The sequence below is a fragment of the Deminuibacter soli genome, assembly GCF_003412455.1.
GTDB lineage: Bacteria > Bacteroidota > Bacteroidia > Chitinophagales > Chitinophagaceae > Deminuibacter > Deminuibacter soli.
In genome coordinates this window covers 1-14,885 of the sequence record NZ_QTJU01000013.1, presented here as the reverse complement: position 1 = coordinate 14,885, position 14,885 = coordinate 1, and the positions used below count along the sequence as shown (strand labels likewise).

Below are 14,885 nucleotides of genomic sequence, written 5' to 3'. Positions count from 1 at the left end.
ATGATCAAAAGGATAATAGGAATCCTCTGCGCAGGTGTCGCACTTGTAGCACAGTGCCAGGCCCAGGATTCTGTTTACAACCTGCAACAGTGCGTGGATATAGCACTTAAAAATAACGTGGATGTGAAGACCGCGCAGTTTACCATGGAAGGCGGCAAGGTAAACTGGGATCAGGCCAGGGGTAATATGCTGCCGTTTGTATCTGGCAATATCAACCACTCCCTGAACCAGGGCCGCAGTATTGACCCCTCGAGCAATAGTTATATTTCACAGAACTATACAGCTGCCACCTACAGCTTAAATGCCTCTGTAGTGCTCTGGAATGCTTCCAGCATACAAAATGCCATACGGCAATACAGGCTGGCGTACAATGCCAGCGAAATGGATTACCAGCAAACAAAAGAGAATACCACCATTGCGGTGATACTCGCTTACCTTACAGTTCTCAACAACCAGGAGCAGCTGAACATGGCCATTAAACAGGCCGATGTAACCCGCACACAGGTAAACCGTTTCCTGATACTGGACAAAGATGGTGCAGTTGCCCCGGGCGACCTGTACAATATGAAAGGCCAGCTGGGTACCAATGAACTGGCTGTGGTAAATGCACGCAATGCACTGCGCACTTCGCAGCTGAAACTTACACAAACACTGAATATTCCTTATACCGATCAGTTTAAACTGCAACCGCTGGATGTAGCCAGCATGGCTGTATTGTACCAGGGTGGTTCAGAAGAAATATTTGAACTGGCAGTGCACAACCTGTCGCTGGTTAAAGCAGCCGACCTGCGCGAAGAAAGCGCCATGAAGGGTATTAAAGCTGCTGCGGGTCAAATGTATCCTACCCTGTCGCTCGGCGGTAATGCGGGTACCAACTATTCCAGCGTAAGTACCTCACGCGGTGAATCGCTCGGTAAAACAGATATCCTTAGCTCCGACAGCTATGCAGTAGATGCGAGCGGCAACAAAAATCCGATTTATATTACACAGGAGAACTTTGCATCCAATAAAATCGGCTACTTCGACCAGTGGACAAATAACTTCAATACCGGTGTGTCACTGGGTTTGAATATCCCCATTTTAAACGGGTTAAGCGCCAAAAGCAAACTGAAACAGGCGAAGATTACCGAGAAGCAAACATCGTTTCAGGCAAAAACTATCCGCACGCAGTTAAGGCAAAGTGTAGAGCAGGCATATGTTGACATGATTTCTGCTTACGACCGTTATAAGAGTTACAACCAGCAGGTGGCAGATTATGGCGAATCATTCCGCGTGGCACAGATAAAGTTTGATGCGGGCGCCATTACATCGGTGGATTACAATATTGCGAAGAACAATCTTGACCAGGCTGCGCTTGGATTGATCTCTTCCAAATACGATTATATACTGCACGTAAAAGTGCTCGATTACTACCAGGGCAAGCCCCTGTTCTAAAAAAAGAAAAGGCCGTCTGATGGGGACGGCCTTTTTTATGTTTACTGGCCTTGTGCCAGACTGTATCCTTTTTTATCGCCAAATACATTCAGCAGCTCGGTAGAGCATACTTTAAAATCTTCGGCGATGCGCTTGTACAGCGCCATAATATCTGTTTGCGTAACAGCAGTTTCACCTACACTTTCAAAGCGGCAGCAATACTGTTCAACCAGGTTGGTAAACACAGAGCCTTTGGGCCATACCTGCGTACCGCGGTTGCTGATGGTAACCAGTTTAAACAGGTCGCCTGTTTGTTTCAGCGCCTTTTCTGCAACAATGCTGGGCTGTTCAGTGCTTTCAATAAACAGGTCAACACCCACTATTTTCACACCGTCTTCATCTTTAGAGAAGATCATCGGGTTTTTGTCCAGTTTAAAGGTAGTAGGTGTAATCGGTTTGTTGGGCAGCATGGGTTTGGCGCCATGTGCCGGTGTTTTACCGAAATTGGCCGTGATGGCTTTAGAGAAATCGGTGGTATTGACAGATGCAGTGCCTTTGGTACCGAAATCGCCGGTGTGTACGCCCTGCTCCAGGGTATACAGTAAGGCATTTTCAATCATGGCAGCGCTTTCCATTAAACCTAGGTGGCGCAGCATAGCCAGGCCGCTGAGCAATAGAGCGGTAGGGTTGGCGATGTTTTTACCGGCAATATCAGGGGCAGTGCCGTGTACTGCTTCAAAAATACAGATGTGGTCACCAATATTGGCCGAAGGGGCAAAGCCCAAACCGCCTACCAGGCCTGCGCAAAGGTCAGATACGATATCACCCTGCAGGTTGGTAAGCACCACGGTATCAAATAAATCAGGACGGGTAACCAGCTTCATACACAGGTCGTCCACAATAACGTCGTCTGCTTTCAGATCAGGATAGTCTTTCGCTACTTCATAAAAACACTCGAGGAACAGGCCGTCGGTGAGTTTCATGATATTCGCCTTGTGACCGCAGGTAATGCGTTTTGCGCCGTTTTTGCTGGCCATTTCAAACGCATACTTAATTACCTGCATACTGCCCGGGCGGGTAATAAAACGGCGGCTGAGAGCCACATCATGCGTAATCATGTGCTCGATACCGCCATAGGTATCTTCAATATTTTCACGAACCACCGTAATGTCAATGGGAATACCTGCCTTGCTGAAAACGGTATCAACGCCATGCAGCGTCTGGAATACCCTTTTATTGGCATATGTGTTCCAGGTTTTACGGGCGGTTACGTTTACACTTTTCACGCCTTTGCCCTTCGGGGTTTCCATCGGGCCTTTAAACAGAATGCCCAGGCTCTCAATGGATTGCTGTGCTTCCGGCGTCATGCCGTTGCTATAACCTTTGTCAAACACCCATTTTCCCATGTCCACAAATTCGTAGGTCAGCGGCACTTTGGCTGCTTCAAACACAGAGAGGACAGCTTCCATTATTTCCGGCCCGATACCATCGCCTTTTGCAACAGCAATTTTCGTCATAGAGAATGAAATTTTGAAGTGAAGAATAAGAAAAGCGCTGCAAAGGTACTGAGGCGGGGGCATTTTTACTGTTAAATCAGACCTCTCCGCGCCAAATTCTCCCGGAAACGCAACCCGGCGCTCATTACAGCCGTAACGATGGCGTTACATCCATTTATCCTAACAGCCGTTAACCTGCCTGAAAATGCCCGTTTCCGGTTATCTTGGGGCTGGCCTATTTAAGCAGTATTTCCTTAGTTTTACAGTAAGCAAGCAATGTGTATGGTATCCAAAATATCCGAAGGCGTAGAAATAAGCGTTGAAACGTTTTACCAGGCAGATTATAGCAATCCGGCCAACAATGAATTTATGTTTGCTTACCGCATTACCATCGAAAACCACAACAACTTTACCGTACAGCTGCTGCGCCGCCACTGGTTTATTTACGACAGTAACGGCCAGAACCGCGAAGTGGAAGGAGAAGGGGTAGTAGGTGTGCAGCCGGTATTACAACCCGGCCAGCAATTTCAATATGTAAGCGGTTGTAACCTCCGCACCGAAATAGGCCGCATGCAGGGTACCTACCTCATGGAGAACCAACATTCCAAAAACAGGTTCACCGTTAAAATACCGCCCTTTGATATGGTAGTGCCGTTTAAAAACAATTAATAAACAGCCAGCTTGTAGCTGATAGCGTATAGCTTTTAGCCTGGTACTTCCTGCAGGAAGTTACTCCTTCGTGCCCTGTTTTACCGAACACAGGGCAGTACATCGCTACACGATGGGTGACACACAACAGGCTAACCGCTAAAAGCTGATGGCTATAAGCTTCGAGCTACAAGCTGCGAGCTTCGAGTTCTTTATCGTAGCGGAGATCTGTTAATCATTGGTAAGGTAAAAGATAAAGCGGAATTTATAAAGTGTGTAACGATTATAAATTCCGCTTCGTGTGTATATGCAATGGCTGTTTAAGCTCGTAGCTCAAAGCTCGCAGCTTTTTTCTTACCTCGGTTTATACCTCGTTTCCTCAAACAACTGCCTTGCCGGTGTGCGCATGAGCTCTTCCAATGATTTGCCTTCGTTTTTAGCCATCCATTTCTTTACAATCTGCCAGCCGCTGAACTGGGATAAATTACCGGGCGATTGATCGCCGAAGGCATTGGTTTTGGGGCCGTCGGTTACATAATCCCTGATAACAACGGGGTCGGCATTGTAGAGTAAATCGTTTTGCAAAAAGAAGTTCCAGATGGTGGCTTCGTTTTTATAACAGGCATCCAGCTGCGCTTGTGTGTAACCGGTTTTTAAACTGTCGGCTGTATAAGGCAGCAGCTGGTCCATCACGTACAAACGCTTGCCGTTTTCTATCATTTGTTCCATCAGTGTTTTGCCGGCAGTGTTGGCGGGGAACATGTCTTCAATTAGGTTGCGCACACAGTTCACCGGTATGTAAGGCGCTTCAAAACGGCGTGCCTGGTAGTCGGGATATACTTCGCGTATGTAATCGGTCTGGTATAACGAAAACTGTTTGCCAAGATACAGCTGCAGACCTACTGCAAAACCGGATGAGGTAAGCACATTGCCGTATCCTTCAATAGGGCCGGTGAAGCAAATAATGCGTGCGGGTATTTTATAACCGGGGAAATAATGATGTGTTAGCTGCAGCGCAAGATGTAAAGATTGTTCTGCATTTTTTATATCGGGAAATACTTTCTGTACTGAATCGTATACCGGTTTGTAATCGTGTATAAACTGTTTTACTTTTTGCAGCACACTGTCTTTCTGCGGCGGCAGAGCAAGAATGTTGTACAGGAAGTCGGGCATAAATTCGGGGTACAATTGCTGCAGTTTATCCAGCGCGGCTTCCGTATGGTTGGTATCGATGGTGAAAAAATCGCGGTCGAAGCGCTGCACCTGCAGGCTCACTTTTATTTTAGATACATCGGGCACCTGCCTTTTGCTGCCGCACGAGGCCAGCGCAAATACAACGAAAAGAGAGAGTACTGCTGCAATTTTGTTCATGTTGCTGCGAATTAATACAAAACGGATGTAAAGGAATGTTAAGTTTACGCGGTAAAAAACGGTTAAACCGGTCGCAAATTGCGCAAATCTGGTTATTCCTATCAAGTAATTCGTGAAATTCGCGTATAGAAATTTGTGTTTATGAAGATTATCCTGGCACAGCAGAACTATCATATCGGCAATTTTGAAAGCAACAGAAAGAAGATTATTGAAGGCATTCAGCAGGCCAAAGCAATGGGGGGCGACCTCGTGGTTTTCAGTGAAATGAGTGTGTGCGGTTACCCTGCGCGTGATTTTGTAGAGTTCAATGATTTTATTAATAAATGTTACGAAAGCATCGATCTTATAAAAGAACATGCCGATACCATCGGTGTGCTCATCGGCTCGCCTGCGCGTAACAAACAGGTAGAAGGGAAAGACCTGTTCAACGCTGCGTTTTTCCTGTACGAAAAAGAAGTAAAGGCAGAGATTCACAAGACCCTGTTACCTACTTACGATGTGTTTGATGAGTACCGTTATTTTGAACCTTCGTGGGAATGGAAAGTAGTACCCTTTAAAGGCAAAAAGCTGGCGGTGACTATTTGTGAAGATATCTGGAACCTCGGCAACAATAACCCGCTGTACCGCGTGTGCCCCATGGATCAGCTGATTACCCAGCAGCCCGATGTAATGATTAACCTCAGCGCTTCTCCGTTCGATTACCTGCACGATGAAAACCGCAAAGCCGTGGTGAAAGCCAATGTGGCCAAATATGGCTTGCCAATGTTTTACTGCAATGCCATCGGCAGCCAGACGGAAATTGTATTCGATGGTGCATCGCTCATATTTGATAAACACGGCAACCTGTGCAAGGCCCTGCCGATGTTTGAAGAAGCCATTGACGGCGCTGTGTTAAACGACGATGGTAGTCTTGATGCAGCTGTATTACAGGCAGCAGCCGGTATTTCCGAAGAAGAAACCATGCCCGCCGGACTGGAGGAAAAACACAACCTGGCGCAGGTGTACGATGCGCTGGTAATGGGTATCCGTGATTATTTCTCCAAAATGGGCTTCACCAAGGCCATTCTCGGCTCATCAGGTGGTATTGATTCGGCAGTAACACTGGCGCTGGCCTGCGAAGCATTGGGTAAGGATAATGTGCGTGCCATACTGATGCCCTCGCCTTATTCAACCAGTCACTCGGTAGATGATGCCGTGCAGTTAAGTAAAAACCTCGGCAATCCTTACGATATCATCCGCATCGATAATGTATACCAGTCGTTACTGGACACGCTGCAACCTGTTTTCAACAACCTGCCTTTTTCACTGGCAGAAGAGAACATGCAGAGCCGCACGCGTGGCAATTTGCTGATGGCTATTTCCAACAAGTTTGGTTATATACTGCTCAACACCTCTAACAAAAGCGAGCTGGCTACCGGTTATGGTACCCTGTATGGCGATATGGCCGGCGGCTTGGGTGTGCTGGGCGATTGCTACAAACTGCAGGTATACGAACTGGCGAAATACATTAACCGCAACAGCGAAATCATACCGTACAATATTATCACCAAGGCACCAAGCGCCGAGCTGCGGCATGACCAGAAAGACAGTGACAGCCTGCCCGACTACCAGGTGCTGGACAAAGTATTGTACCAGTACATTGAAAAACGCCAGGGGCCTGCCGAAATAAAAGCGCAGGGATTTGACAGTGCGGTGGTAGACCGTATTCTGAAACTGGTAAACACCAACGAATACAAACGCAACCAGTTTTGTCCCATCATCCGTGTATCGCCAAAGGCATTTGGCGTAGGCCGCAGGGTGCCGATTGTAGGTAAATACCTGGCCTGATGCGCTTGGTTTTAAGCCACTGTTTGCGCGCCCTTCGGGTTTTCCAACGTTAAACTTCCAACGTTAAATTGTAAACCGCCGCGGGATTGGTCATTATATAGTAAATTACGCAACAACAAACCGAATCACACACACATGAAGAAAACACTTCTACTGCTGACAATGCTGATACCTGCCGCGCTTTGGGCCCAGGATGGCAGCGTTACCATAAAAGGTCAGCTCAACAATGTAAAAGGCGCTAAAAAGATATACCTGCTGCACCGTGATCATGGCGGGCTGGTAATTGACAGTGCAACAGTTACAGACAACCAATATGTGATAAAAGCCAAAGTAAGTGAACTTACCCAGGCCGTGCTGCTGCTGAATACATCCAATGGCCGCGCGCTGAAAAGCGAAGGCGATGCAGCGCCCCTGTTTATTGAACCAGCCAGCTTTTCTATCACGCACAAAGATTCACTGGCCAACTTCACCACTACAGGATCTGTACTGAATGATGAAGCCAAAAAGCTGAAAACAGCCGAGCAGCCGTTTAACCAGAAAGGCGCAACGCTGAATGCTGCTTACCGTGCAGCGCAGGCGAGCGGCGATACTGCCAAACTGAAACAGCTCGATGCAGAAGGTGATAAACTGGAAGCTGATTTGAAAGAGCAGGTGTATGGCCCGTATGTAAAGGGCAACCCCAACTCTCCGCTGGCTATTTATGCATTGAACCTGTATGCAGGCTTTGCTGATATCGATGTTGCCAAAGTAGAGCCTTTGTACAATTCTTTACCTGCCACTGCGCAGAACTCTAAAGGCGGTAAAGATTTTAAGCAACGCCTCGATGCAGTAAAGAAAACAGCCATCGGCAGCGAAGCGCTCGATTTTACACAGGCCGATACCCTGGGCAAACCGGTAAGCCTGTCTTCTTTCCGTGGCCATTATGTGCTGGTTGATTTCTGGGCCAGCTGGTGTGGTCCCTGCCGCAGGGAAAACCCCAATGTGGTAAAGGCTTTCAACAAGTTTAAAGACAAAGGTTTTCATATCATCGGCGTATCGCTTGACCAGCCAGGTGCACAAAAATCATGGCTGGATGCCATTCACAAAGATGGCCTGGTTTGGACGCATGTATCCGACCTGCAGTACTGGAACAATGCAGTGGCCAAATCATACGGCATCAACTCCATCCCTGCCAATTTCCTGATTGATCCTTCAGGCAAAATCATCGCCAAAAGCCTGCGCGGGGAAGACCTCGAGAGCAAGCTGGCGGAGGTGTATAAGTAGCGTGGTATCGCCGGTTCCGGCGAATGTACCGTGTTCGAGAATCGAGAATCGACAGTCGACAGTCGAGACGATCTCAGCAAGTCCGATGAACAACAGAATAAATAAAAGTCCCGTCCCCGCTAAGCCGGGATGGGACTTTTTATAATGCCGAAGCCAGTGTACTCACCGGCGTTTCTTCTCTGTGATCTTTGTGCGGCGTTTGCTCTTTGTGCGCTCTGCGGTTAAAATTGTACCCAGCTATTCGTGTGCTACCATCAACGGGATATGACTATGAAATGCCAGGCGTTTGGTATGGCTGCGTTTGAACAAGCCCTCGAACCAGCCATGTTTTTTGGGGATGGTGATCAGCAGGTCTACTTTATTGGCCACTACAAACTGTTGTATGGCTTCTGTAAAATCATCGTTCTCTATAAAGAAATAAGCAGGTTGCTGTTGCTGAAACAATGTATCCAGTAACAACATCTGGAAAGCCTTGTCATCAGAAGGCTGCTGTTTTTGCCCGCTGATGTTTACCACGCTGAAGGCTGCGCCGGTAAGTTGTAACAACGTCTTGATAGGTTCTACCGGTGTTGTTTGTACCACCTTCTTTAAATCACAGGCAAGTGCAATGGCTTTAATAGGCTGGTAACTGCAATCTGCCGGTACAATGATCACCGGTATATGTGCATGTTTGGATACGCTGATGGTGTTGCTGCCTATCAGCACTTCTTCTACCTTATCGCCGCCGGTGATACCCATTACAATAATGCCTGCGCCCGTGCGGTCAATCACATCGCCGATGCCCTCGGCCAGTACATTGAATTCGCAGAGGGTTTCTATGGAAATGCCCGCAGGTACCAGCGGCTGAATGGTATCTGCAAAATGCGACAATCCCTCTTCGCTGGCGGCTTTTATTTCTTCCAGGTTAAACAGCTGAAGCGTGGGCATCATAGGGTCGGCGGTAACCGGTATCTGGTAAGCATTGTATAAAATGATTTTGTCTGCGCCTATGGCTGCTGCCAGTTGCAGGGCATAACGGGTGGCATTCTTGGCTGTTTCAGAAAAATCGGTGGGTACCAGTATCGTTTGCATAACGGAGTATTTATGTTAATATAACAAACTTTGTGCAGTTATTGCAGCGCTATGCTGTTAAACGCGTTTTGCCCCGTACTGTTCATTTGCGCTGGTAAAAATAAACAGGCGTGTGCTTACCCTCGCTCACGGTAATAAAACCATCGTTACTGGTGGTAAAGCAAATACCCTCGCCCTGTTTTTCTTTGCGGTAAGGCAGGCGCAGGGCCGGGCGCTGCATGGTTTTGTATACCGGTTCGTGTGCTGCGCGTTTCCAGTAATAAACGCTGTCGTAATTTTTTATCACCACTTCACTGCCGTTTGCGGCAATATCGCCCGAAGTGATATAGGTGTAAGGTATCTGCGCATGCAATTGTAAGGTTATCTGCGATTGTTTGAAAATGGCTTTCAGCGGTGCACTATAGATATGTACATTTTTTTCCCGCTTGCTTACAATATACAACAGGCTGTCTACCGGGTCAATCATCAGGGTTTCTGCATCTCTTGGCCCATCGGGATAGGTGAGTACCGTTTTGTTGTAGCGTTTTATCTTTCCTTCTTTCTGCGCCGCAGTGAACAGCTCATTTTCATCAAAGGTATAAACGGTGATGTTAGCGCGTATAGCATGGTTATCCCCTATATCGCCGAGGTATACAAAAGTGCCGGGCAGGTAGCCTATGCCGCTGGCAATATCTTCACAATCTAACACCAGCTCATTAAAATTGGCAACACCCTGCGCGCTGCCGTCTCTTTTCATTAAAAATACGCGGGCTTTATCACCGCTGTCGTTGTGCAGCCAGTAGTAATCATTTTTAATATGCGAGGGCGCCACACCCGATGCTTCATCCAGGCGTTTATCTGCAAGTTCACCCACTTTGGCAGGTGATTTAAAGGGCGTGTTGGCAGGGAAATAAGCTGCACGCTGTCCGCAGGCATAAAACAGGGAAATACAGCACAAACTGCATAACAGGGAATAGCGCATAAATAGGTATTGAGTAGCTGTCAAAACCAGCATTTATTTGTTTAAAGTTAACACGAGCTTGCCAAACTGCGTGGCATCATCCATTTTACGAATAGCGTGCTCTGCGTTTTCAAAGGATAGTATCTCATCAATAACGGGCTGAATGCGGTATTGTTGAAACAGGGCTACCATTGCCGAAAACTCTTCGGGTGTGCCCATGGTGCTGCCCAGTATATTAAGTTGTTTCCAGAATATTTTCTGCGGGTTTAAGGTGGTAATAGGCCCCTGGGTGCCACCGAAAAATACAATACGTCCGCCCGGTTTGGCAAGGTCAACAAAGTTTTTAAAACCATCACCTGCTGCACTGTCGGCTATCACGTCAAAGCCGTTCACCATAGCCTGCAATAATTTATGCCAGCCATTCATGGTATAGTTTACACCACCGGCAGCGCCTAGTTGTACGGCCTTGTCAATTTTGGCATCATTGCCCGATGTTACATACACCTGCACCCCAATGGCCACTGCCATTTGCAGCATCAGCAGGGCCGTGCCGCCGCCAATGCCGGTAAGCAATAGCGTATCGCCCGGTTTTAACTGTGCACGGGTAAATAAGGCGCGGTAGCCTGTAAGGCCGGAGAGTGGAATGGCTGCTGCCTGCTCAAAAGAAAGATGGGTCGGTTTGGCGTGTACCTGTGTAACCGGAACGCTTACGTATTCTGCAAAGCAGCCTTGCCGCGGCAGACCGAGTATCGTAAAATCAGGTCCGTTAAAAGCCGGGTTATTACCCCAGTTCATGGCCGGGTTAATAATCACTTCCTTGCCCAGCCAGTGTTCATTCACTGCTTCGCCAACAGCAGCTACAATACCGCTGCCATCACTGCCAAGTATAGCCGGGTAGCGCAGGTTGGCATACTGCCCCTTTTGTATCCAGTAATCACGGTGGTTAATGGCCGCAGCTTTTACCTGTACCAATACCTCATTTTTTTCCACCTGCGGCAGTGGTACTTCCTGCACTACAAAAGGTTGTTCTTTATCTGGACAAACGAGAGCGAGCATGGATAGATGATTAGATTGTTAGATGGTTTTATGGTTTGATTGCTATGATGCATACAATCGTACAGCAAGCTAAACATCTTTCCTGATAGCCATCAAACCGATAGCTATTCAACCATAAAAAAGCTTCTTCGTCACAGCCATTAAGCAATGCAACCATATAACCATAAAAAAAACCGGCCTGAAAGCCGGTCTTTTTTTTATAAGTTTTCTATGATCCCTGCGATGCCTTGCCCGCCGCCGACGCAGGCGGTGACAATGCCATATTTCTTGTTGAGACGTTTCATGTCGTTTAACAGCTGTATGGTAAGTTTACAGCCGGTACAACCCAGCGGGTGGCCCAGCGCAATGGCGCCGCCGTTGATATTTACGATAGATGGGTCAAGACCCAGTTCACGTATAACGGCTACAGATTGTGAGGCAAACGCTTCGTTGAGTTCGATAAGCTCAATATCTGCAAGCGACATACCGGCCTGTTTCAGCACTTTAGGTACTGCAGCCACAGGGCCAATGCCCATAATGCGTGGTTCAACACCTGCGCTCGCGCAGTTTACCAGCCGGCCAATGGGTTTTAACCCCAGTTCATTCACCATGCGTTCGCTCATTACAATTACGAAAGCGGCGCCATCGCTGGTTTGCGAACTGTTACCTGCTGTAACGCTGCCACCAAGGGCGAATACCGGTTTCAGTTTGCCGAGTGCATCGAGCGATGTATCGGCACGTACGCCCTCATCGGTATCTACCACATAGTTTTTGGTTTTGCGTTTGCCGTTTTCATCCACATATACCTGTTCTACAGTAATAGGCAGTATACCGGGTTTAAAATAACCATTCTCAATGGCGTGCTGTGCCTTCTGGTGCGAAGCCAGTGCAAACGCATCCTGGTCTTCACGGCTTACCTTGTATTCTTTGGCTACTGCTTCGGCAGTGAGGCCCATGCTTAAATAATAATCGGGTTCTTCTTTGGCAATAGAGTAGGCGGGAACGGTTTTCCAACCCGAGGTAGGCACCAGGCTCATGCTTTCTGTGCCGCCGGCAATAATACATTCGGCCATACCGGTGCGTATTTTGGCAGTAGCCATGGCTATGCTTTCCAATCCGCTGGCGCAATAACGGTTAATGGTAATCCCTGCCACGTCAATACCCAGCGCGCGGGCAGCGATAATACGCCCGAACTGCAAACCCTGTTCTGCTTCAGGAACAGCGTTGCCTACAATTACATCATCCACACGTTTGGGATCGAGCTGGGGAACGGTGCCCATCAGTCCTTTGATCACTTCAATGGCCAGGTCATCGGGCCTGAAAAAACGGAGACCGCCTTTTTTGCTTTTTCCAACAGCTGTTCTGAAACCGGCTACGATATATGCTTCCTGCATGGCAAACAGTTTTAGTAACCAAATATACTGGAAAAGAAGAAAGAAAGTTGTTTATGCAACCATAAAGTGTGGGGATAAAACCGGCTTTGCCGGGTGCACACCCTTACCTTCCAAACATCCTGTCCAGGTAATCCTCCTTAAACTCCAGGTACGTGGGGCTGCCGGTAGGGGTTACGTTGGGGGTATTGCAGGTAAACAGCTCTTCAGTGAGCTGCAGCATTTCTTTCTGCGTTAACTGCTGGCCCGCTTTAATGGCCTGCTGGCGTGCCATGCAGCGTACCAGTTTTTCGCGTTTGCTGAACTTGATATCGCTGCTGAAATGTTTAAACTGTTCAATCAGCAGCTCAATGGCGTGCTTTTCGTTGCCCTGGGTTATATCTGCAGGTGTACCCTGTATAATAAAACTATCTTTTCCAAACAGCTCTACCTGGTAGCCGATGGCGTATAAATCGGGAAGCAATTCATTAAGCAACAGGGCATCGCCGGGAGCCAGCTCAACCGTTACGGGGAACAACAATTTCTGGATAGCCATACTTCGGCCATGGGCTGCCTGACTGTAGCGTTCGTACAAAATGCGCTCGTGTGCCAGTTGCTGGTGTACCAGTATAAAACCGCTGTGCGTAGGGGCAATTACATAAGTATTGTGCAGCTGCAGCAATACAGCATTGGGTAATACCTGGTTGGCGGCGGGGGGCTGCTCGTACAGGTGCCCGCTGGCGGGTTGGGAAATGGAATCTGTTAAGCTATAACCGCTTTCTGTACTCGGGAAAGCAGGCATACCGCCCTTGCCAACGGTTTCGCTATTCAGCAGGTCGTAGCCTTCTGCGGCAGGCGGGGTGAAAAACTCCTTCCAGTGTTTCAGTTCGCTTTTGTTGCTGTTGCCGGATGGCTCAATAAAATGCGCCTGGTTTTTCTGGCTGAAAGTTTTAAACAGCTTGCTGCCCGAAGTATCCTGTTGCTGTTCGGTGGTAAACGGCTTGCTTACGGCATCGAGCTGCTGTATCTCGGCATTAAGGGTAAAATCGAGCGAGGGGGCAACGGAGAACTGCGCCAGTGCATGTTTTACAGCTGCCTGTACAAATGCGTAAATGATCTTCTCATCTTCAAACTTGATCTCCTGTTTGGTGGGGTGCACATTGATATCCACCTGGGTAGGGTCAAGGTCAATGTACAGGGCATACAGCGGAAAGCTGTCTTTCGGAATCAGCTCATCAAACGCGCTCATCACCGCATGGTTCAGGTAGGCGCTTTTGATATAGCGGTTGTTTACAAAGAAATATTGTTCACCGCGTGTTTTGCGGGCAGTATCAGGTTTGCCTACAAAACCGTAGATATTCATATAGTCGGTTTCTTCTTTCACATTCACCAGCTTGGCCATAAACTGGTTGCCAAGTACCTGCACCACGCGCTGTTTCAGGTTACCTGATTCCAGGTGAAACACCTCCTGCCCGTTGCTGGTTAAGCTGAACATGATATGCGGGAAAGCCATGGCCACGCGGATAAATTCCTCCACAATGTGTTTGGTTTCGCTGGCATTGCTTTTCAGGAAATTGCGGCGTGCGGGCACGCTGAAAAACAGGTTCTTCATGCACAGGTTGGTACCCACTGGTGTGGCGCAGGGCTCCTGTTTCAGTACCACGCTGTTTTCAATATCTATGCAGGTACCCAGTTCATCTTCTGCGCGGCGTGTTCTCAGCTCCACCTGTGCCACGGCTGCAATGGAAGCGAGTGCTTCACCGCGAAAGCCCATGGTGCGTATGCTGAACAGATCGTCGATCTTTTTTATTTTGCTGGTGGCATGGCGCTCAAAACACATGCGTGCATCTGTTTCGCTCATGCCCTTGCCATTGTCTATCACCTGCAGCAAGCTTTTGCCTGCATCCGTAATGTATAATTTTATTTCAGTTGCGCCCGCATCCACTGCATTTTCGAGCAGCTCTTTCACTGCGCTGGCCGGGCGTTGTATTACCTCGCCCGCGGCAATCTGGTTAGCGATACTATCGGGTAATAATTGTATGGTATCCGGCACTTCGTTCCTTTTTTTTGAATTGGTAAAAGTACGATTTTCAAAGACAATCTTTGGGTGAATAGTGAATGATCCGGCGAAGCCGGATTTAAGCGGGTGTTATTTCCGGGGCTTCAATCGTCAGTCTAAATGCGCCTCCTTCACCGGCGCGACTTGAAGCCGGCGGCAAAATGCCGGTGGGGACACCGGCATGGGCTGGCTGGAAAGAAAAGCGGCGCTCCGCGCGCTTTTCTTTATTCACTATTGACTATTCACTGTTGTCCGGTAAAGTTTAAAAATAAGGCACAAAAAAAGGGGCCGAAGCCCCAGTTATCAGATAATTTTAAGTTACCACACCAAAAATTAGCCTGATGCGCAAACATACCTTTTTTACCGGACAGCCGATCTTTACCCAGGTACTT

Annotated in this window: 11 protein-coding genes; 4 read left to right on the top strand and 7 right to left on the bottom strand. The window is 48.0% G+C overall.

What is annotated here, in order from left to right; all coding sequences use genetic code 11:
• Entirely contained in the window at positions 1 to 1,434 is a 1,434-nt protein-coding gene (locus DXN05_RS22425) for a TolC family protein (RefSeq protein WP_116849549.1), read from the top strand.
• Between the two features lie 41 nt (positions 1,435 to 1,475).
• Here DXN05_RS22425 and DXN05_RS22420 read toward each other — a convergent pair whose 3' ends face one another.
• A complete protein-coding gene (locus DXN05_RS22420) occupies positions 1,476 to 2,930 on the bottom strand; it encodes an NADP-dependent isocitrate dehydrogenase (RefSeq protein WP_116849548.1) in 1,455 nt (484 codons plus the stop codon).
• 261 nt (positions 2,931 to 3,191) lie between these two features.
• Between DXN05_RS22420 and apaG the strand changes: the two genes are divergently transcribed.
• Positions 3,192 to 3,578, top strand: coding sequence for a Co2+/Mg2+ efflux protein ApaG (gene apaG, locus DXN05_RS22415; protein ID WP_116849547.1), 387 nt, complete (start codon positions 3,192 to 3,194; stop codon positions 3,576 to 3,578).
• A 333-nt stretch (positions 3,579 to 3,911) separates the two neighbouring features.
• Here the strand turns inward: apaG and gldB are convergent, their stop codons facing one another.
• Complete coding sequence (gene gldB / locus DXN05_RS22410; RefSeq protein WP_116849621.1) at positions 3,912 to 4,928, bottom strand: gliding motility lipoprotein GldB; 1,017 nt, start codon at positions 4,926 to 4,928, stop codon at positions 3,912 to 3,914.
• Between the two features lie 141 nt (positions 4,929 to 5,069).
• On the opposite strand from gldB, the gene DXN05_RS22405 reads away from it, so the two are divergent.
• Together DXN05_RS22405 and DXN05_RS22400 are read left to right on the top strand one after the other, a co-directional pair.
• Positions 5,070 to 6,755 (top strand): NAD+ synthase, encoded by a 1,686-nt coding sequence (locus DXN05_RS22405; RefSeq protein ID WP_116849546.1) that lies wholly within the window; start codon positions 5,070 to 5,072, stop codon positions 6,753 to 6,755.
• Positions 6,756 to 6,890: 135 nt separating this feature from the next.
• Entirely contained in the window at positions 6,891 to 8,018 is a 1,128-nt protein-coding gene (locus DXN05_RS22400; RefSeq protein WP_116849545.1) for a TlpA disulfide reductase family protein, read from the top strand.
• Between the two features lie 237 nt (positions 8,019 to 8,255).
• Here DXN05_RS22400 and DXN05_RS22395 read toward each other — a convergent pair whose 3' ends face one another.
• From DXN05_RS22395 to mutL, 5 genes are all read right to left on the bottom strand, one after another.
• Positions 8,256 to 9,089 carry a universal stress protein gene (locus tag DXN05_RS22395; protein ID WP_116849544.1) on the bottom strand — a complete coding sequence of 278 codons (834 nt, stop codon included), beginning with the start codon at positions 9,087 to 9,089 and terminating at the stop codon, positions 8,256 to 8,258.
• An 82-nt stretch (positions 9,090 to 9,171) separates the two neighbouring features.
• Positions 9,172 to 10,050: a hypothetical protein gene (locus DXN05_RS22390; RefSeq protein WP_147314041.1), complete on the bottom strand. Its 879-nt coding sequence runs from the start codon at positions 10,048 to 10,050 to the stop codon at positions 9,172 to 9,174.
• 33 nt (positions 10,051 to 10,083) lie between these two features.
• Positions 10,084 to 11,085, bottom strand: coding sequence for a zinc-binding dehydrogenase (locus DXN05_RS22385; protein WP_116849542.1), 1,002 nt, complete (start codon positions 11,083 to 11,085; stop codon positions 10,084 to 10,086).
• Between the two features lie 197 nt (positions 11,086 to 11,282).
• Positions 11,283 to 12,458, bottom strand: a complete 1,176-nt coding sequence (locus tag DXN05_RS22380; RefSeq protein WP_116849541.1) for a thiolase family protein — start codon at positions 12,456 to 12,458, stop codon at positions 11,283 to 11,285.
• A 103-nt stretch (positions 12,459 to 12,561) separates the two neighbouring features.
• Entirely contained in the window at positions 12,562 to 14,487 is a 1,926-nt protein-coding gene (mutL, locus tag DXN05_RS22375) for a DNA mismatch repair endonuclease MutL (RefSeq protein WP_116849540.1), read from the bottom strand.
• Between the last annotated feature and the right edge of the window lie 398 nt (positions 14,488 to 14,885).

What these genes read in the sequence shown, in the direction of transcription:
- DXN05_RS22400 (WP_116849545.1), top strand. Translation starts at nt 6,891, where the DNA reads ATGAAGAAAACACTTCTACTGCTGACAATGCTGATACCTGCCGCGCTT.
- DXN05_RS22380 (WP_116849541.1), bottom strand. Translation starts at nt 12,458, where the DNA reads ATGCAGGAAGCATATATCGTAGCCGGTTTCAGAACAGCTGTTGGAAAA.
- DXN05_RS22385 (WP_116849542.1), bottom strand. Translation starts at nt 11,085, where the DNA reads ATGCTCGCTCTCGTTTGTCCAGATAAAGAACAACCTTTTGTAGTGCAG.
- DXN05_RS22390 (WP_147314041.1), bottom strand. Translation starts at nt 10,050, where the DNA reads ATGCGCTATTCCCTGTTATGCAGTTTGTGCTGTATTTCCCTGTTTTAT.
- DXN05_RS22425 (WP_116849549.1), top strand. Translation starts at nt 1, where the DNA reads ATGATCAAAAGGATAATAGGAATCCTCTGCGCAGGTGTCGCACTTGTA.
- gldB (WP_116849621.1), bottom strand. Translation starts at nt 4,928, where the DNA reads ATGAACAAAATTGCAGCAGTACTCTCTCTTTTCGTTGTATTTGCGCTG.
- DXN05_RS22405 (WP_116849546.1), top strand. Translation starts at nt 5,070, where the DNA reads ATGAAGATTATCCTGGCACAGCAGAACTATCATATCGGCAATTTTGAA.
- apaG (WP_116849547.1), top strand. Translation starts at nt 3,192, where the DNA reads ATGGTATCCAAAATATCCGAAGGCGTAGAAATAAGCGTTGAAACGTTT.
- DXN05_RS22395 (WP_116849544.1), bottom strand. Translation starts at nt 9,089, where the DNA reads ATGCAAACGATACTGGTACCCACCGATTTTTCTGAAACAGCCAAGAAT.
- DXN05_RS22420 (WP_116849548.1), bottom strand. Translation starts at nt 2,930, where the DNA reads ATGACGAAAATTGCTGTTGCAAAAGGCGATGGTATCGGGCCGGAAATA.